This is a genomic window from Streptomyces sp. NPDC002795, assembly GCF_042888725.1.
Taxonomy (GTDB): Bacteria; Actinomycetota; Actinomycetes; order Streptomycetales; family Streptomycetaceae; genus Streptomyces.
Window position 1 is genome coordinate 248,291 of record NZ_JBIAQB010000001.1, and the last position, 18,581, is coordinate 266,871.

Sequence of the window (18,581 nt, forward strand, 5' to 3'; positions counted from 1 at the left end):
AGGACAATCGCATACGACAGGTGCCCCCGCCGCGCTTCGTGAGCGCGGCGGGGGCACCTGTCGTACGGGGCGGGGCTGGAGTCAGCCGACCGGCTGCGGCTCCTTGTCCGCCGTGGGAGCCGCGTTCTCCGCGTGCCAGTCGGCGTTGTCGGCGAGCGGCTTCTCCTTCAGTACGAAGGCGAGGACCAGGCCGACCGCGAAGACGGGCAACAGGTACAGGAAGATCGGGACGAGCGCTTCCTGGTAGGAGTTGACGACCGTGTCGCGCAGGTCGGCCGGCAGCGCGCGGACGAGCGCCGGGGTCAGCGAGTCGCTGTCGCCGATCTTGGCGGCGGCCTCGGGCGGAATGCTCGACGCCAGCTGGTCGGTGAGGCGGCTGGCGAACACGGCGCCGACGACGGCGACGCCGAGCGTCGCGCCGATCTCCCGGAAGAAGTTGTTCGCGGAGGTGGCGGTGCCGACCTCCGCGGCCGGGAAGTCGTTCTGCACGGCCAGCACGAGGGTCTGCATCATCAGGCCGACGCCCGCGCCCGCGAGGAAGACGTACACGCACACCAGCCAGACCGGGTCGGACACGTCGAGCGTCGACATCAGGTATGCCGTGAGCATGATGATCGCGGTACCGGCGATCGGATAGACCTTGTACTTGCCGGTCTTGGACATGATCGCGCCGGACGGCAGGGCGGTGCCCATGATGCCGACGACCATCGGGATCAGCAGCAGTCCGGACTCGGTGGCCGACTTGCCGTAGACCATCTGCAGGTAGGTGGGCATGTAGCCGACGATCGCGAACATGCCGAGACCGATGACGATCATGCCGAGCAGGGTGGCGACGTTGAAGATCGGGCTGCGGAACAGGTGCAGCGGGATGACCGGCTCATCGGCGCGCTTCTCGGCGACGAAGAACAGCACCCAGGCGACGACCGCGCCGACGCCGAGGCCGATGACCAGCGGGTCGGACCACTCGTACTGCGTGCCGCCCCAGCTGGCGAAGAGCACGGTGCAGGTGACGGCCGCGGCCATCAGCGCGGTGCCGAGGTAGTCGAGCGTGACCTTGACCGCCTTGCGGGGCAGCTTGATCGCGACGACGGCGACGAAGAACGCGAGGATGCCGAGCGGCAGGTTGATCCAGAACGCCCAGCGCCAGGAGTGCTCGTCGGTGAACCAGCCACCGAGCAGCGGCCCGACGACGGAGGATAGACCGAACACGGCGCCCATCGGGGCCATGTACTTGGCGCGCTCACGCGGCGGCACCAGGTCGGCGATGATCGCCTGCGAGGTGATCATGAGGCCACCGCCGCCGAGGCCCTGGAGTGCGCGGCCCGCGATCAACGTGCCCATGTTCTGGGCGAGTCCGCAGACCACCGAGCCCACCAGGAACAGGGCTATGCCCGCGAGAAAGATGTTCTTGCGGCCCATGAGGTCGCCGAGCTTGCCGTAGACCGGCATGCCGATGGTGGCGGCGAGGATGTACGCGGTGGTGATCCAGGCCATGTGCTCGATGCCGTTGAGCTCGCCGACGATGGTCGGCAGCGCGGTCGAGACGATGGTCTGGTCGAGCGCGCCGAGCAGCATGGTCAGCATCAGCGCGGCGAAGATCAGGCCGAAGTTGTGCGGCTTGACTGCGCCCTCTTCGATCTCTGCGTTCCTTTCGATCCCCTTGGCCGGGTCGGGGCCGGAGTCGATGCCCTCGGAAGCGGGGGCGTGCGTCATTACGGTGTTCTCCGATGTGGTGTGCGAGTGGGGTGGAACAGGGCTGACCCTGCGGCGGGGAGAGCGATTGCCGCGTACGGGGTACTTCGGTGGTGCCGCTTCGGGGGGAAGCTTCGGGGAGAGGGGAGATCCGTGGGTGACCGCGAGGGGGAGGTGGTCACACGGGAGGCGCGCCTACTTCACGGCGGCCGGCCCCAGCAGCGTGCGCAGCGAGTCGAAGGATTCGCGCACGCACTCGGCGGGTCCGTTGTGGTGGTCGCTCGACTGCTGCCACCGCTTGATCCCGCTGCGTACGGTCGCCATGGCGACGCCCGCGAGCAGTTCGGCCGCAGCGCCGTCGGGCGGGGTGCCGGTGCGCCGGGCGATGAGCCCGGCGAGGTCCCGTTCGACCGCCTCGCACTGGGCGAGGAACGTGGCCAGGACCGAGGGCACGCCCTCCGCGATGCGCAGCGTGTCCTCCAGTTCCTGCGGCTCGGGGGCCGCTTCCTGGAGGTGGTCGGCGAGGATGTCGCCGAGGTCGCGCAGCACGGCGTCGGTTCCGCTCCCCTCCCCCTCGGCGAACCGGTCCGCGAGAGCGGGGGGCACGGTGCCGGGCAGAGCGAAGAGGGCGGCTTCCTTGCTGGGGAAGTAGTTGAAGAAGGTCCGCGGTGAGACGCCGACCTCCTTGCTGATCATCTCGACCGTGACCTGCGCGAAGCCGTGCTCGCGGGCCAGCCGGACGGTGGCCGCGTGCAGCTCGGTGCGCGTCTGGCGGCGCCTGCGCGCGCGCAGCCCCTCGGCGGGGGCGTTCGGCTGCGGGTCGGAGACGGTCACGAGCGTGATTCTTGCACACCGTGCAAACCTTGCGCGCACTGCACCCTCACCTGGCGGCGTGCCCCGGGTCACACATTCGCGTTAGGGTCGTATGCCTGCATTCGCCGTATTTCATCCCTTTGGCGGCGAGAAACGACCACGACGGACCCACCCACGGACTGGGGACTTCCGATGCGCGCTCGTCACGTCACGTGTCATGCCGCGGCGGCCATCACCGCCGCCCTCGCCCTGACCGCACTCGCCGTGCCCGCCGCGGGAGCGGCGGGCTCCGCCGCACTCGCGCGCTGCGGCGAGAACGATGTGACCGTGCGGGCCGAGCCCTCCGACGACAACGCCGACATCCTGAGACTGAGCGTGCGCAACGACTCCTCGAAGGCCTGTCTCGTCGACCGCGTCCCGACGGTCACGTACGGGGAGCTGGACGGGGCGGCGCTGCCGCTGCCGATGGTGCCGCACGCCGGGCGCACGCTGGCCGCGCACGACACGGCGTACGCGGCGGTCCTGTCGGTCTCCGACTCGGAGGAAGCCAAGGACAAGGCGCCCGCCGTCATGTACGTGACGGTCACGGCGGTGCCCGATCACCAGGGCAGCAGCTTCCAGGCACTCACCCTCGGTTCACCGACCGGCGTGCGGGTGTGGGAGCCGGTGACGACGCTGTGGCAGTCGTCGGCGTCGCAGGCCCAGCGGGCGCTGGAGAAGGAGACCATGGGCCTCGGCACGCTGGCGGTCTGACGCCCCGGACACCGTGCTCGCCTGGGGCTACTCGGTCGCCGTCACCATCGGTGTGATCGCGGCGTCCGGTGGCGTCGACGGCACGGCGCAGCGGCCCGTCTCACACCTCGACGCGGCGCGCTGACACCTCTGTCTCACCGGTGGCGACGCCTCGTCGGTGTCCTGGGGCGGCGCGCGGTGAGCATCGAGTCGTCGTGCACGCGTGCGCCGGGCAGCCCGTGGCGGGCGGCGACGAGCGCCGCGTCCACGTCGTTCGTGCCGGTGGCGACGCAGAGGCCGTATCCGACGTCATCGAGCCGGCGCTGCGCGGCCGGTCCCCCTCCGTCGGCGTCGAGCACGCTGAGCGTCTCGTATTCGTGAACGAGGTCGGTCAACAGGGCGGGATGGGCGAGGAGCATGTTCCGCCACTCCCCTTCCGTAGTTGTCTTCTGTCACATGGTCCACCCTCCGGCTCCCCTGCCACCGGGGACGAAAACTGATTCCGGGGACGGGATTTCAGTGTGCGGAGTTCGGCTCCAGCGCCAGCAGGGTGGCGTCGTCCTGGAGGCCGCCTCCCGCGTGGTGCAGCAGGTCGGCCGAGAGGGCGGCGGTGAACGGGGCGAGCGGCAGCGTGCTCAGCTCCGTGGCGCGCTCGGCGAGGGGGTAGGACTCGCCGTCCGCGTCGCGCGCCTCGGTGGCGCCGTCGGTGTGCAGCAGCATGCGGTCCCACGCGGTCGCGGATATCCGCTCGGCGCCGCACCAACCGCGCGCGAGGTCGAGCAGTCCGAGCGGCGGCGCCGGGGCGGGCACGGCGGCCGGTACCGCGGCCCCGTCACGGATCAGCAGGGGCGACGGGTGCCCGCAGCAGACCACCTCGGCGGACCCGTCGGGCGCGACCGTCACCAGCGTGGCGGTGACGAACCGGTCGGGCTCCTCGGAGTGCGCGACCAGCGAGTGCAGCCGCACTGCGAGCACCTCCAACGTCCGCTGCACACAAGCGAGTCGGCGCCAGGTGCGCAGGACCACGTCGGCCGTGCGGGACAGCTCGGCCCCATTGCCCCTCACGTCCCCCTTGCCCATCACGTCCCCGATGAGCAGCCGGGTGCCGTACGGCGTGTCGACCACGCCGTGCAGATCGCCGCCCGCGCCGCCGCCAGGACCCGCGCCCGCCGCCAGCCGCCGGGCGCTGACGCCGAGCGTGCCGAACGTCTCTGGCAGGGAGGTGGTCGATGACGGACGGGTGGTCATGAGGGCCTTTCGGGAGAGGGCCGGACGTCTCGGCTCCGGTTGTGCCGGTGAGGCGCGGCTCGATCGGCGCGGCAGCCGCGGCGCCCCCGGAATTGTAGTCAGCCGGGCGCTCCGTGTAACGGCATTCTCCGAAGTGCGTGCGGAAATCGCGGGGCATACGCCAACTACCCATGCAGACCTTCCCGTTCGGGCGACCGTCGGGTGAAAGAGGTCCGTTCACGCCCGATTCGGCCTAGCCTGGCGACGGCAGTCGCCACAGTCCGGACCGCACGAGGTGAGCCCCGCAATGAGCCCCAGCCCCACCCGGCGCACGCCGGGAGATCTGCCCGCCGAGACCACCAGTTTCGTCGGTCGGCGCCGGGAGCTGGGCCAGGTGGCGGACGTGCTGACGCGGGCCAGGCTCGTCACGCTGACCGGGCCCGGCGGCGTCGGCAAGTCCCGTACCGCGGTGCGCGCGGCGCGTGATCTGCGGGGGAGGTATCCCGACGGGGTGCGACTCGTGGAGCTGTCCGCGCTGCGTGACCCGGCACTACTGGCGAACGCGGTGGCGGCGGCGCTCGACCTGCCGGAGCAGGCGGCGCGGCCCGCCCTTGAGGTGATCGCCGACCATCTGGAGGACCGCGAGCTGCTGTTGCTGCTCGACACCTGCGAGCATCTGGTCGACGCGTGCGCGGTGCTCTGCGACGAACTGCTGCGCTCGGCGCCGCGGTTGAGGATCGTCGCCACCAGCAGGCAGCCGCTCGACGTGCCCGGGGAGCACGTCCTCGCGATCGGCCCGCTGAGCATGCCGGAGCCCGCGGCCGTCGCGGGAGGGGAGTGCGACGCGCTGGCCCTGTTCGCGGACCGGGCGTCCGCGGCGGTGCCGGGGTTCGCGGTGAGCGGGGACAACCGGGCGGACGTGCTGGCACTGTGCCGCCGGCTCGACGGGATCCCGCTCGCCATCGAACTCGCGGTCTCCCGGCTGCGCGTCCTGTCGCTCGACGAGATGCTGGCCCGGCTTGACGACCGGTTCCGGCTGCTCACCGGCGGGCGCCGTACCTCGGTGCCGCGCCATCAGACGCTGCGTACGGCGATCGGCTGGAGCCACGATCTGTCGACCGCGGCGGAGCGGCTGCTGTGGGCCCGACTGTCCGTGTTCGCGGGCGAGTTGACGCTCCAGGCGGCCGAAGTGGTGTGCGCCGACGAGGAGATCCTGCCCGTCGAGGACGTACTGACCTCGCTGATCGGCCTCGTCGAGAAGTCGGTCGTGGTGCGGGTCGAGACCCCCGAGGGCACGCGGTACCGCATGCTCGACACCATCCGCGAGTACGGTCATGAGCAGCTCGCCGCGCTCGGCGGCGAGGAGCGGGCCCGGCGCCGCCACCTGGAATACTTCCTCGACGCCGCGCGCGCATTCGACCAGGAGTGGACGGGTGACGCGCAGATCCCCCTGCTGCGGGCACTCGTACGGGACCAGGCCAATGTCCGGATCGCCCTGGAACACTGCGTCGCGACGCCGCGGCTGCACTGCGACGGCCTGGAGATGGCGACGGCGCTGTGGGGTTACTGGCACGCGACCGGGCTGCTCACCGAAGGCCGTTACTGGCTGCGCCGCACCCTGGACGGCTGCCGCGACGAGACCCCGCAGCGCGTCAAGGCGCTGTGGCTGATCAGCTGGTACATGGACATCCAGGGGGAACGGGGCAAGAACGAGGCCCTGTTGAAGGAGGCCGAGCAGGTCGCCGCGCGGATCGGCGACCGGATCGGCGCCACGTGGACGTTCTCCTTCCAGGCGCATCGTCGGTACTTCCTCGGTCAGATGGAGGGCTGCGCCGACGACTTCGACGAGGTCCGGGCCCGGATGACGGCGCTCGGCGACGACACCGGCCTGCTCATGCTGGGCTTCTACGCCGGGTTCATGCTGATCATCACCGGCGAGCACGAGAAGGGCATCGCCTGGTGCGACGATTCGCTCTCGCGCGGCGCCGCACATCCGGGCGAGCAGTGGGCGCGCAGCTGGGCCCTGTGGGTCAAGAGCGTGGGCCTGTGGCTGAAGGGTGATCACGAGGCGTCCGTGGAGTGCGCCCGTGAGGGCATCCGCAGCAAGGCGGCGCTGCACGATCTGATGGGGCTCGCCCACTTGATGGAGGGCCTGGCCTGGCACGCGGCGCAGCTGCGGCGCTTCGAGCGGGTCGCCACGCTGCAGGGCGCGGCCGACGCGCTGTGGCGCAGGGCCGCGAAGGAGGCCAGGTTCGGCCTCCCCGTGCTGCACGAACTGCACGCGCGGGCCGGGGATCTGGCCCGCGAGGTGCTCGGTGCCGACGGGTACCACCACTCGTTCGAGGAGGGCGCGGCGCTGCCGCTCGACGTCGTGGTGGACCTGGCGCTCGACGACGAGTCGGCGCCGTCCCCCGACGTGCCGCCGCAGCGCTCGGGCCCCACCGACGGGCTGACGCCACGCGAGCGTCAGGTGGCCGCTCTCGTCGGCGAGGGCTGCACCAACCGGGAGGTCGCGGCGAAGCTCGTGGTGTCGAAGCGGACGATCGACTCCCATGTGGAGCACATCCTCACCAAGCTCGGCTTCACCTCCCGTTCCCAGATCGCCGCCCTGCACGCCACCTCCTCGGCGGACTCCGCCGTTCCACCGTCCGGGGTGTGACGAAGCAGGTCGTCAGGGCGCGAACAGTCGCTACCTTGGGTACGGAACGACACCTCACCGAGGCCCACGGAGGACGGATGGCCGAGGACGGTGCACGGGGGTCGGGCCCGCTGCCGAGGTTGCGGCTCGACGAACTGCTCGAAGAACTCCAGGTACGCATCGGCGCGGTCCGCCGTACCCGGGACCGCCTGCAGGGACTGCTCGAGGCGGTCCTCTCGGTGGGCCAGGAGCTGAATCTCTCCCAGGTACTGCGGCGGATCGTGGAGTCGGCCGTGGTCCTGGTGGACGCCGAGTACGGGGCGCTGGGGGTGATCGGCGAGGACCGGAGGGGGCTCTCGCAGTTCCTGCCGGTCGGGTTCAGCGACGAACTGCGCGCGGAGATCGGTGACCTGCCGTCGGGGCACGGCCTGCTGGGCGAGCTGATCCGGCACCCGGAACCGCTGCGCCTGTCGGAGCTCGCACGGCACCCCGCCTCCGCGGGCTTCCCGCCGCACCATCCGCCGATGCACACGTTCGTCGGTGTGCCGATCCGGGTGCGTGACGACGTGTTCGGGAACCTGTATCTGACGGAGAAGCGCGGCGGCGGCGACTTCGACGACGACGATGTGGCGGTGCTGCAGACGCTGGGCGCCGCGGCGGGCGTGGCGATCGAGAACGCGCGGCTGTACGAGGAGGTCCGACTGCGGGAGCGCTGGCTGCAGTTGAGCGCCGAGTTCACCGGGAGCCTGCTGTCGGGCGCCGACGAGGCGGAAGTGCTGCGGCTCATGGTGGACCGGGCGCGCGAGATCACCGCGGCGGATCTCGGGGTGGTGGCCCTCCTCGTCCCCGGCGACCATATGCTGCACGAGATGCTGGCGCTCGGCGAACGGGCGAAGGCGCACACCGGCGTGACACTGCCGCGCGAGGGCACCTTCGCCGGAACGGCGCTCGCTGCGGGCGGGTTGGTCACATCGGACGACATCCGCAAGGACCCGCGGATCACCTACCAGCCGGACCGCTGGGAGGGTCTCGGTCCGGCCGTGGCGGTGCCGATCGGCACGTCGGAGGGCGTACGCGGAGTGCTGATGCTGGCCCGCCGGGCGGAGCATCCGCCGTTCTCCGCCGCCGAGTTGATACCCCTGGGCGGGTTCGCGGGGCAGGCGGCCCTCGCCCTGGAGCTCGCGGACCGGCGGCGGGACGCGGAGCAGATGAGCCTGCTCGAGGACCGTGACCGGATCGCCCGCGATCTCCATGACCTGGCGATCCAGCGGCTGTTCGCGACCGGCATGACACTGCAGAGCGCGCAGCGGTTCGTGCAGCACCCGGAGGCGTCGGAGCGCCTGCTGCGGGCCGTGGACGACCTGGACACCACCATCAAGATCATCCGCTCGACCATCTTCGGCCTGCGCGAGCGCGGCGTCCCGCCGACCGGATCAGGGCTGCGGTCGCGGGCCGTACGGGCGGTGGAGGACGCGTCCCAAGTGCTCGGCTTCACACCGTCGTTGCGCATGGAGGGCCTGATCGACGCGGATGTGCCGGGGCCCTGCGCGGACGACGCCGTGGCCGTGCTCGGCGAGGCGCTCACGAACGTGGCCCGGCACGCACACGCGTCGTCCGCCGATGTGGCCCTCGTCGTGCGCGGCGGGGCACTGACGGTGACCGTGGCGGACAACGGCGTGGGGATCCTTTCGGCGTCCGCCGGCCATCGCAGCGGGCTCGCCAACCTCGCGGCCCGCGCGGCGCGGCGCGGCGGAGCGCTGACGGCCACGGCGCGGGACAGCGGCGGCACCCTCCTGGAATGGACGGTGCCGCTCGGCTCACCGCCGCAGGGCGCGTGAGCCGGTGACTGTCACGGCCGGTACCTGTCCTGCGGCAGCTTCGTCGCGATCACGGCTGCCTGGATCCTGCGCTCCACGCCCAACTTGGCGAGCAGCCGCGAGATGTTGTTCTTCACCGTCTTCTCCGAGAGGAAGAGCCGCCGCCCGATCTGTCGGTTGGTGAGCCCCTCCCCCACCAGGGCGAGGATGTCCCGCTCCCGGTCCGTCAGTTCGACACCTTCGGCCGGCGACGCTCCAGCGGTTTCCTGAACGGCCTGCTCGCCCTGCTCCGGGCCGCGCAGGCTGCGCATCAGGCGGGCCGTCGTCGCCGGGTCGAGCATGGACTCGCCCGCGGCGACGGTGCGCACGGCGGAGACCAGGTCGGAGCCCTTGATCTGTTTCAGTACGTAGCCGCCCGCTCCGGCCATGATGGCGTCGAGCAGCGCGTCGTCGTCGTCGAACGAGGTCAGCATCAGACAGCTCACGTCCGGGATGAGCACGCGCAGTTCGCGGCAGATCGTGATGCCGTCTCCGTCCGGGAGACGCACATCGAGCACGGCCACATCGGGACGGAGCGCGGGTCCCCGCGCGATCGCCTGCGCGGCGGTGCCGGCCTCCCCGACGACGGTCATGTCGGGTTCCGCTCCGAGGAGGTCGCGCAGCCCGCGCCGTACCACTTCGTGGTCGTCGAGCAGCAGGATGCGAATGGGCCGGTCCGCTGAGAAAGTACGTGGCTGTGGCATACGGCCCCCTCGGATGTGGTGTTCCCGGACGGGTGGGTGCGAACCCGTCTAGATCCTGGGGCCGCAGGGACTGATCCGCCAGGGCCGAACGGTACCGTCCACCTGGCCCTGGCGGACCGTCGTCCGTGCTGGGTCGGCCTACGCGGCCCCCGATCCGTAGGGGGCGTACAGGTCGAGCAGCCGGGTGCGGGTGACGCTGAGCCGGTGCGCGAGCACCCCGCCCACCCATTGGGCCACGAACGAGCCGAGGCCGGGGTCCGAGGCGCACAGCAGGCGGACCGTGAAGGCGTCGAACTCGTGGGCCCTGACCCGGGTCTCGGTCCGCGCCCCGAGCTGCCACACGTACGGCGGGAACAGCCATGACCAACCGATGAGTTCGCCGTGGCCGAGGTATTCGATGACGGGGGCGTGCCGGCCCGGCACGCGCATGTCGAGGGCGACGGTGCCGCTGCGCAGGATCCAGAAGCGGTCGGCGCGTGAGCCCTCGTCGAAGAGCCGGGTGCCGTCCGGGAAGCTCACGTCGCGGGCGAAGCGCATCAGCCGGCCGCGGTACTCCTCGGGCAGGGTCTGACTCATCCGTGGTGCCGTGGTGGTCATGAGCGGCCTCCTTCGGGGCTCGGGCGACGGCCGGGAGCGCTTCGCTTCGGGGCGCCGCCGGGGCCCGGCTGTCGGCGGGGCCGGGCCCCGACGGCGTCATCGCGGCTTGCGGACGGCGTCCTTGCGATACCTCGACGATGCCCGGTCCGCGCCCGCGCAGGCAGGGGCCGAACGGCTCCTGCGCAGGGCCCTGTCGGCTCTGGCGAGGGGCCTGTCGGGCCTCTGAGCAGGCGCTCTGTGCCGCCGCCGCACTCCCGTCCGGCGCAGCGGCGGCCTGGGGCCCCAGCCCTACGCGTGCCGCCGGCTCCACTCGGGTCCCACCCGGCGCCAGTCGCGCTCCCATGCCGCGATCCTGCGGTGGTCGAGGGCGCGGCGCAGGAGGCAGCGGGCGAGGAGGGCGAGGGTCGCGGTGGTGACGGTGACGAGGAAGGCCGCGGTGAGCGCGCGGGCCCAGATGGCCTCGGAGCCCCACGGCTGGGTGGCGACCCGGCCCTGCCGGTCGAGCCAGACGGTGGTGCGATCGCCCCGTTCGAGCCCGGCGGAGACGGGCGCCGTCGCCACGACGGGGCCTCCTCCCTCATCGGTCCAGCGGACCTTGACCGGGTACATGACCTCGTTCTGCACGCCGCTCTGGGACGGCACGTAGTCCGGGGCGTCCCGCACCAGTGTGGCCCGCACCTGCTGCAGCTGCGCCACCTGGGCGCGGGCGTGCACGGCGGCGTCGGCATGGGCCGCCCAGCCGGCCGCCACACCCGCGACGGGCGCCACCAGGAGGGCGAGCAGTCCGAGCAGCAGCGCCGCCCATCCCTCGACCGCGTCCGACCTGCGCCGCAGGGGGTTGCCCTTGGCTTGCCTGAACTTCTTGCAGGTCGTCATCGTCACCTCCCTGCCAGAGTAAAGCCACGCTCGCGTTCCCGGGCGGCCCGGCACAGGGGCCGAACGGCCCCTCGCCGAGGGCCGGTTCGCCTCTCCCTGCGCAGGTCGGACCGGTGAGAGGGTCCCGGACACCGGGGCCCGTGAGCACCCGATCCGTCCGTGCTCCACACGAGTGACCACCGCCAGGCGTGGAACCCGCACCGGAGGCACACCGTCCGCGTCATCGCCACGGAGAGGTTCCCGTCATGACCAGTAGTCGCGTACTGAGCGTCGGGACGGACGCTTCACGCGAGAGCGTGCACGCCGCGGACTGGGCGGCACGCGAGGCACTGCGCCGCCGCCTGCCGCTGCGGCTCGTGCAGGCGGCGGGCGCGGAGCGGCCCGCGCCCCGGCTCCCGGACGTCGATCTGCCCGACCGCGGCGTCCTCGACGTGGTCGCGCTCCGGCTCTCGTACGCCCATCCCGCCCTCGAGATCATCGCCCGGCGCCGCCCCGAGCAGCCGGTGGCCGCGCTGCTGGACGCGGCCGCCGAGTCGGAGACCCTGGTGCTCGGCTCACGGGGCTTCACCGGCTACTCGGGGTTCCTCGTCGGCTCGGTCGCCCTCGCGGTCACGGCGCGCGCGACGCGCCCGGTGATCCTGGTGCGGGCCGGCGGGCTGCCGGAGGACGAGTGGGAGGGCCCCGACTTCCGTCCCGTCGTCGTGGGGCTCGACGTGACGGCGCCCGCCGACGAACTCCTCTCGTACGCGTTCGAGGCCGCGGCCCTGCGCGACGCCCCGCTGCACGCGCTGCACGCCTGGACGCTGCCGCCGATGCGCGGCATCCATCCGGACGGGGCGAGGCCGGGCGACGCCGCGAGCCAGGAGGAGCGGCTGCGCCGGTCCCTCTCGGAGGCGGTGCGGGCCTGGCGGGCGAAGTATCCGGAGGTGCGGGTCGAGGAGCGGCTCCTGTACGGGCAGCCGGGCCACCATCTCCTCAAGGCGGCCACGGGGGCGAGCCTCACGGTGGTGGGTCGGCGGACCGGCGCGTCCCATCTGGGCTGCACCGCGCACTCGGTGGTGCACCATGTGACCAGCCCGGTCGCGATCGTCCCGCACAGCTGACCGCGCGGGGGCCGGTGGCCTCGGCGAATGTTCCCGTCACGCAAACAGGACGCAAGTTCTTGCTCTAATCTTGCGCTCCATGACACGCAGACTTGCTCAGGTGGCGAAGAAGGTCGGGGTCAGCGAGGCCACAGTCAGCCGGGTGCTCAACAACAAGCCCGGAGTGTCGGAGGCGACGCGCCGGTCGGTGCTCACCGCGCTCGACGTTCTCGGCTACGAGCGGCCGACGCAGCTGCGCGGCGAACGGGCCCGCCTGGTCGGCCTGGTCCTCCCCGAGCTGCAGAACCCGATCTTTCCCGCGTTCGCGGAAGTGATCGGTGGCGCGCTCGCCCAGCAGGGCCTCACTCCGGTGCTGTGCACGCAGACCAAGGGGGGCGTCTCGGAGGCGGACTACGTGGAGCTGCTGCTCCAACAGCAGGTCTCCGGCGTGGTGTTCGCGGGCGGCCTGTTCGCGCAGGGCGACGCCGAGCACGGCCACTACCAGCGGCTCGCCGAGCGCCAGGTGCCGGTGGTGCTCGTCAACGCGGGCATCGAGCGGCTCGGCTTCCCCTACGTGGCGTGCGACGACGCGGTCGCCGTGGAGCAGGCGTGGCGGCATCTGTCCTCGCTCGGCCATGAGCGCATCGGCCTGGTGCTCGGCCCCGACGACCACATGCCTTCGCAGCGCAAACTCGCCGCGGCCCGCGCCATGGACGGGAAGCTCCCGGGCTCGGCGGTCGAGCGGGCCATGTTCTCCCTGGAGGGCGGGCACGCCGCGGCGGCCCGGCTCCTCTCCCGCGGCATCACGGGCATCATCTGTGCCAGTGACCCCCTGGCTCTCGGCGCGGTGCGGGCCGCCCGTCGCGCGGGCCTCTCCGTGCCGGGTGACGTCTCGGTGGTGGGCTACGACGACTCGGCGTTCATGAACTGCACCGAGCCCCCGCTGACCACGGTGCGCCAGCCGATCGAGGCGATGGGGCGGGCCGCGGTCGAGCTGCTCGTCGCGCAGATCCAGGGGGGCACGGTGCCGCCGGGTGAGCTGCTGTTCGAGCCGGAGTTGGTGGTGCGCGGCTCCACGGCGCCACCGGCCCCGGCATCGTAGAAGGGACTCGACTCCCCCACACGGACCGCCTGTTCATTTTTTGCGGAATACGCGCGACATCTTGCTCACATCGGTCGGCGGTGCTTGAGTGTGGCTCGCTCCGGCACCCCGGTCCCGCCGACGGTGGCGCCGCGGGCCTCCACGTTCCTGCCTGCACAGGCTCAGGCCCTGAGGGGACCCACCGATGAGAAGCACTTCCGTGAAGGTCGTCGTCACCGCGTTCGCACTGGCCTCGCTCGCGGCCTGTGGCACCAGCAGCTCCGACGACGGCGAAGAGGCCGGCGGCGCCGGATCGAAGGCCGACATCAGCGCCCCGCTCGACCCGAAGACCAAGGTCTCGCTGACCATCGACTGCATGCCACCGAAAGCGAAGGCGGCCGAGCGGCGGCAGTGGAACGAGGACGTCAAGGCGTTCAACGAGAAGTATCCGAACGTGACGATCAACGGGAAGTCGACCGCGGGACAGTGCGAGGAGCCGGCCCGGTTCACCGCCGCGCTCAAGGCGAAGTCCCAACCGGACGTCTTCTACACGTACTTCACCGATCTCCAGCAGGTGCTCGACAACGACGGCGCCGAGGACATCACCCCGTACGTCACGAAGAAGACCGTCCCGGCGCTCGACGCGATCGACCCGGGCGTCCTCGGCGCGCTGAAGAAGGACAGCAAGCTCTACGGCCTGCCCACCAGCAACTACACGATGGGCCTGCTCGTCAACCGCAAGCTGTTCGAGCGGGCCGGGCTCGACCCGGACAAGCCGCCGACGACGTGGGCCGAGGTCCGCACGGCCGCGAAGAAGATCTCCGGACTCGGGGACGGCATCTCCGGATACGGCGAGTACAGCGCCGAGAACACCGGCGGCTGGCACTTCACGGCGACGATGTACGGGCTCGGCGGCGACGTCGTCTCCACCGACGGCAAGAAGGCCGCGTTCAACGACGCCACCGGCAAGCAGGTCGCCAAGCAGCTGCACGACATGCGCTGGGAGGACGACAGCATGGGCAAGACGCAGCTGTTGAAGTGGGGCGACCTGCAGAAGCAGATCGCGTCGGACAAGCTCGGGATGTTCCTCGCCGCGCCCGACGACGTGACGTACATGGTGCAGCAACTCGGCGCGGACTACGACAACTTCGGGATGGGCCCGATCCCCGGCGGCAAGGCCACGCTCTTCGGCGGCAACGACTACATGATCAAGAAGGGCTCCTCGCCCGACAAGATCAAGGCCGCGATCGCCTGGCTCAACTTCAAGACGCTCACCCCCGGCAAGGGCCAGTTCGACTGGGCGCGGACCAAGGGGGACAAGCTCCCGGTCGGCCTCCCGCAGCCCAACTTCTTCACCGGCACGGTGAAGGCGGACGACCTCAAGTCGCGGACGGCCAACGCCACCATGCCCGTACGCAACTTCGAGCCGTTCATGGCGAACCCGGTGCGCGGCAAGGCGGAGCCGCCGAAGGCGCAGGAGGTCTACAAGGTCCTCGACAACGTCATGTCGGGCGTCCTGACCAACAAGAACGCCGACGTCGACAAGCTCCTGGCCGCAGCGGAGCAGCAGGTCAACCAGGTGCTGGCCAACCAGTAAGCCGTCGAGCCACCACCTGTGACCCGAGGAGCGACCATGTCGGCCCCTACGCTGCCCGCGAAGCCCCGGCAGTCCGCACCGCCCACACGAAGGCACCAACTCGCCCCGCGTGACGGCTCGTTGGCGCGCTCGGTGAAGCGCAATCTGTCCGCCCACGGCTTCCTGATCGGCGCAGTGCTCTGCTTCTCCTTCTTCTCCTGGTACCCGATGGTCAGGGAGTTCCTGCTGGCCTTCCAGAAGACGAAGGACGGCCGCACCACCTGGGCCGGCTGGTCCAATCTCACATACGTTTTCAACGACCCGGCCTTCTGGCAGGCCTGGCGCAACACCCTCCTGTTCACCGCCCTGGCCCTGCTCCTGGGCTTCGCCGTCCCCTTCTTCGTGGCGGTCCTGCTCAATGAATTCCGGCACGGCCAGGGCTACTTGAGGATGCTGGTCTATCTCCCGGTGATGCTGCCGCCGGTCGCGTCCGTGCTCCTGTTCAAGTACTTCTACGATCCGGGGTACGGCCTGTTCAACCGGGTCCTCGGCGTCTTCGGGATACCGGACCAGCAGTGGCTCCAGTCCACCGACACCGCGATGCTGTCCGTCGTCATCGCGGCGACGTGGATGAACATGGGCGGCGCGACGCTCATCTACCTGGCGTCGCTCCAGGGCATCCCGGGCGAACTGTACGAGGCCGCGGAGCTGGACGGCGCGGGCCTGTGGCGCAAGATCTGGCACGTGACGATCCCACAGACGCGGCTGATCCTCTCGCTGATGTTCCTGATGCAGATCATCGCGACGATGCAGGTCTTCACGGAGCCGTTCCTGCTGACCAACGGCGCGGGCCCGGAGGGCTCGACCACGACCGTCGTCTATCTGATCTACCAGTACGCCTTCAACTTCAACAACTACGGCGGCGCGGCGGCCCTGGGCCTCGTCCTGCTCGTCCTGCTCGCGGCGTTCTCCGCCGTGTACGTACGACTGAGCCGCGCATCGGACGACTGAGGAGACGGCACCCATGGCCACCGACACGATGCGCCCCCGCACCCTGATCTCCCCCGCCCAGCTCGGCCGGCGCCGAGGCAGGATCCTCTACTGGACCGTCTTCGGCGTGACCATGGCCCTGTTCACGCTGATCTTCCTCGGCCCGCTGTACTGGATGGTGACAGGCGGCCTCAAGACCACGGCGGAGATCGTCCAGTCCCCGCCGACCCTGGTCCCCGACAGCGTGCACCCGGAGAACTACCAGGCCGCCTGGCAGGTCATGGACCTCGCCAAGCTGCTGTTCAACACGCTCTACTACGCGTTCGGCGCGCTCGCCTTCCAGCTCGTCCTCGACGTCGCCGCCGCGTACTCGCTCTCCAAGCTGCGCCCACTGTTCGGCAACGTTGTCCTCGGCATGATGCTGGCGACGCTGATGATCCCGGCGACGGTGCTCGTCGTCCCGCAGTATCTGACGGTCCTCGACGTGCCGATCTTCGAGCGGAATCTGCTGAACAGCCCGTGGGCGATCTGGCTGCCCTCCGTCACCAACGCCTTCAACATCTTCCTGCTCAAGCGGTTCTTCGACTCGATCCCGCAGGAGCTGCTCGACGCGGCGTCCATCGACGGCGCCTCGTCGCTACGCACGCTGCGCTCGGTGGTGCTGCCGATCTCCCGGCCGATCCTCGGCGTCGTCTCCATCTTCGCGGTGGTCGGCGTGTGGAAGGACTTCCTGTGGCCGATGCTGACGCTGCCGGACCCGTCGAAGCAGACACTGAACGTCGGCATCTACTCGCTGTCCAACGGCGTCCCGCAGAACCAGCTGATCGCCGCGCTCACCATCGCGTCCGTGCCGACGCTGATCGTCTTCCTGCTCTTCCAGCGGAACATCATGAGCGGCCTGACCGCCGGCGGCCTGAAGGGCTGACCCGCCCCGCTCCTCCCTCTTCTTGTGACTCTCGCGCGAAAGGACCCCTTAGTGGTGGCCGACGACTGGTGGCGCAGTGCTGCCATTTACCAGCTGTACGTCCGCAGCTTCGCCGACGGCGACGGGGACGGCACCGGCGACCTCGCCGGCGTCCGGGCCCGCCTGCCGTATCTGGCCGGGCTCGGCGTGGACGCCATCTGGTTCACGCCCTGGTACCGCTCGCCGCTCGCGGACGGCGGCTACGACGTGGCGGACTACCGGTCGATCGACCCGGCGTTCGGCACCCTCGCCGAGGCCGAGAAGCTGATCGCGGAGGCGCGCGATCTCGGCCTCCGGGTGATCGTGGACATCGTGCCGAACCATGTGTCGGTCCAACACCCCTGGTTCCGCTCGGCGTTGGCGGCGGGCCCCGGCAGCCCGGAGCGCGAGCTGTTCCACTTCCGGCCGGGGCGCGGCGCGCACGGTGAGCTGCCGCCGAACAACTGGCCCTCCCAGTTCTCGGGCGGCACCTGGACCCGGGTGCCGGACGGCGAGTGGTATCTGCACCTGTTCACGCCCGAGCAGCCCGATCTCAACTGGGCGCATCCGGCGGTACGTCAGGAGCACGAGGACGTGCTGCGGTTCTGGTTCGAGCGGGGCGCGGCCGGCGTGCGCGTGGACTCCGCTGCGCTGCTCGCCAAGGACCCGGAGCTCGCCGACGCGACCGGCGACGACGACACGAGCGGTTACGTCGACCGCGACGAGCTGCACACCGTCTACCGCGCCTGGCGCGCCGTCGCCGACGACTACGGCGGCGTCCTGATCGGCGAACTGTGGGTCCCCGACCCCGAGCGCTTCGCCCGCTACCTGCGCCCCGACGAGCTGCACACCGCGTTCAACTTCGACTTCCTGACCCGCCCCTGGGACGCCGCCGCACTGCGCGCGTCCATCGACGCCACCCTCGCCTACCACGCCCCGGTGGGCGCGCCCGCGACGTGGGTGCTGTGCAATCACGACGTGACCCGCACCGTCACCCGCTACGGCCGCGCCGACACCCGCTTCGACTTCGCCACCAAACGGTTCGGCACCCCCACCGACCTCGGACTCGGCCTGCGCCGGGCACGCGCGGCGGCGCTGCTCTCGCTCGCCCTGCCCGGTTCCGTGTACCTGTACCAGGGCGAGGAGTTGGGGCTGCCCGAGGTGGAGGTGGACCGCGCGCACATCCAGGACCCGATGCACGCCCGGTCGGGGGGTGTCGACCCCGGCCGCGACGGCTGCCGGGTGCCGCTGCCGTGGACCGCGCACGGCGCGACGTACGGCTTCGGTGAATCGGGCGAGTCCTGGCTGCCGCAGCCGCCCGGCTGGGGGACGTACGCGGCCGAGGGCCAGGAGGACGACCCGCACTCGATGCTCTCGCTGTACCGCAGGGCACTGCGCCTGCGGGCATGCCAACCGGGTTTTCGCGGCGCCGAGTTGGGGTGGCTGAGCGCGCCCGACGGGATCCTCGCGTTCACGCGCGGACACGCCCTCGTGTGCGTCGTGAACCTCGGAACAGAGCCCGCCCGACTTCCGCCCCACCAAGGGGTGTTGCTGAGCAGCGGCTCCCTGGACGGCGACGGGCGACTGCCGGCCGATACGGCGGCCTGGCTGCGTACGTAGGTTTGGCTACGCCGATCGGTGGGGCACGGATGACCGGACGTATGAGCGCGGCATACGCCATTCTCGGCCGTGCGTTCGAAGCAGGCCCGCGGAAAAGTCCACCCGGAGGACATGGGCATATACCATGGGCACGACCGCATCGTGTATGGCCAAA

16 protein-coding genes are annotated in these 18,581 nt (G+C 71.0%); 9 read left to right on the top strand and 7 right to left on the bottom strand.

Going from position 1 to position 18,581, the window contains the following annotated elements:
- Positions 1-81: 81 nt before the first annotated feature.
- The gene (locus ACFYWS_RS01025; protein ID WP_389268112.1) at positions 82-1,713 is read right to left on the bottom strand and encodes an MDR family MFS transporter; all 1,632 of its coding nucleotides are present in this window, start codon (positions 1,711-1,713) and stop codon (positions 82-84) included.
- 174 nt (positions 1,714-1,887) lie between these two features.
- Positions 1,888-2,526, bottom strand: a complete 639-nt coding sequence (locus tag ACFYWS_RS01030; RefSeq protein WP_389268114.1) for a TetR/AcrR family transcriptional regulator — start codon at positions 2,524-2,526, stop codon at positions 1,888-1,890.
- Between the two features lie 171 nt (positions 2,527-2,697).
- Between ACFYWS_RS01030 and ACFYWS_RS01035 the strand changes: the two genes are divergently transcribed.
- Entirely contained in the window at positions 2,698-3,258 is a 561-nt protein-coding gene (locus ACFYWS_RS01035) for a DUF4232 domain-containing protein (protein ID WP_389268116.1), read from the top strand.
- 134 nt (positions 3,259-3,392) lie between these two features.
- Here the strand turns inward: ACFYWS_RS01035 and ACFYWS_RS01040 are convergent, their stop codons facing one another.
- Positions 3,393-3,656 (bottom strand): DUF5133 domain-containing protein, encoded by a 264-nt coding sequence (locus tag ACFYWS_RS01040; RefSeq protein WP_389268118.1) that lies wholly within the window; start codon positions 3,654-3,656, stop codon positions 3,393-3,395.
- A 97-nt stretch (positions 3,657-3,753) separates the two neighbouring features.
- A complete protein-coding gene (locus ACFYWS_RS01045) occupies positions 3,754-4,485 on the bottom strand; it encodes a PP2C family protein-serine/threonine phosphatase (protein WP_389268120.1) in 732 nt (243 codons plus the stop codon).
- Positions 4,486-4,771: 286 nt separating this feature from the next.
- Between ACFYWS_RS01045 and ACFYWS_RS01050 the strand changes: the two genes are divergently transcribed.
- Entirely contained in the window at positions 4,772-7,123 is a 2,352-nt protein-coding gene (locus tag ACFYWS_RS01050) for a LuxR C-terminal-related transcriptional regulator (RefSeq protein WP_389268122.1), read from the top strand.
- Between the two features lie 77 nt (positions 7,124-7,200).
- Positions 7,201-8,940, top strand: coding sequence for a GAF domain-containing protein (locus ACFYWS_RS01055; protein WP_389268124.1), 1,740 nt, complete (start codon positions 7,201-7,203; stop codon positions 8,938-8,940).
- Positions 8,941-8,951: 11 nt separating this feature from the next.
- Here ACFYWS_RS01055 and ACFYWS_RS01060 read toward each other — a convergent pair whose 3' ends face one another.
- The 3 genes from ACFYWS_RS01060 to ACFYWS_RS01070 all read right to left on the bottom strand — a co-directional run bounded on the left by ACFYWS_RS01060 (position 8,952) and on the right by ACFYWS_RS01070 (position 11,135).
- A complete protein-coding gene (locus ACFYWS_RS01060; RefSeq protein ID WP_389268126.1) occupies positions 8,952-9,662 on the bottom strand; it encodes a response regulator in 711 nt (236 codons plus the stop codon).
- Positions 9,663-9,800: 138 nt separating this feature from the next.
- Positions 9,801-10,259, bottom strand: a complete 459-nt coding sequence (locus ACFYWS_RS01065; protein WP_389268128.1) for a Crp/Fnr family transcriptional regulator — start codon at positions 10,257-10,259, stop codon at positions 9,801-9,803.
- Between the two features lie 288 nt (positions 10,260-10,547).
- Entirely contained in the window at positions 10,548-11,135 is a 588-nt protein-coding gene (locus ACFYWS_RS01070) for a hypothetical protein (RefSeq protein WP_389268130.1), read from the bottom strand.
- A 245-nt stretch (positions 11,136-11,380) separates the two neighbouring features.
- Between ACFYWS_RS01070 and ACFYWS_RS01075 the strand changes: the two genes are divergently transcribed.
- The 6 genes from ACFYWS_RS01075 (at position 11,381) to ACFYWS_RS01100 (ending at position 18,427) form a co-directional block, all read left to right on the top strand.
- A complete protein-coding gene (locus ACFYWS_RS01075) occupies positions 11,381-12,238 on the top strand; it encodes a universal stress protein (protein ID WP_389268132.1) in 858 nt (285 codons plus the stop codon).
- 79 nt (positions 12,239-12,317) lie between these two features.
- Positions 12,318-13,319 (top strand): LacI family DNA-binding transcriptional regulator, encoded by a 1,002-nt coding sequence (locus tag ACFYWS_RS01080; protein ID WP_389268134.1) that lies wholly within the window; start codon positions 12,318-12,320, stop codon positions 13,317-13,319.
- A 184-nt stretch (positions 13,320-13,503) separates the two neighbouring features.
- The gene (locus ACFYWS_RS01085; protein ID WP_389268136.1) at positions 13,504-14,895 is read left to right on the top strand and encodes an ABC transporter substrate-binding protein; all 1,392 of its coding nucleotides are present in this window, start codon (positions 13,504-13,506) and stop codon (positions 14,893-14,895) included.
- A gap of 36 nt (positions 14,896-14,931) precedes the next feature.
- Entirely contained in the window at positions 14,932-15,885 is a 954-nt protein-coding gene (locus tag ACFYWS_RS01090; RefSeq protein ID WP_389268138.1) for a carbohydrate ABC transporter permease, read from the top strand.
- Between the two features lie 28 nt (positions 15,886-15,913).
- Positions 15,914-16,789: a carbohydrate ABC transporter permease gene (locus tag ACFYWS_RS01095; protein WP_389269429.1), complete on the top strand. Its 876-nt coding sequence runs from the start codon at positions 15,914-15,916 to the stop codon at positions 16,787-16,789.
- A 54-nt stretch (positions 16,790-16,843) separates the two neighbouring features.
- A complete protein-coding gene (locus ACFYWS_RS01100; RefSeq protein WP_389268140.1) occupies positions 16,844-18,427 on the top strand; it encodes a glycoside hydrolase family 13 protein in 1,584 nt (527 codons plus the stop codon).
- Positions 18,428-18,581: the final 154 nt, after the last annotated feature.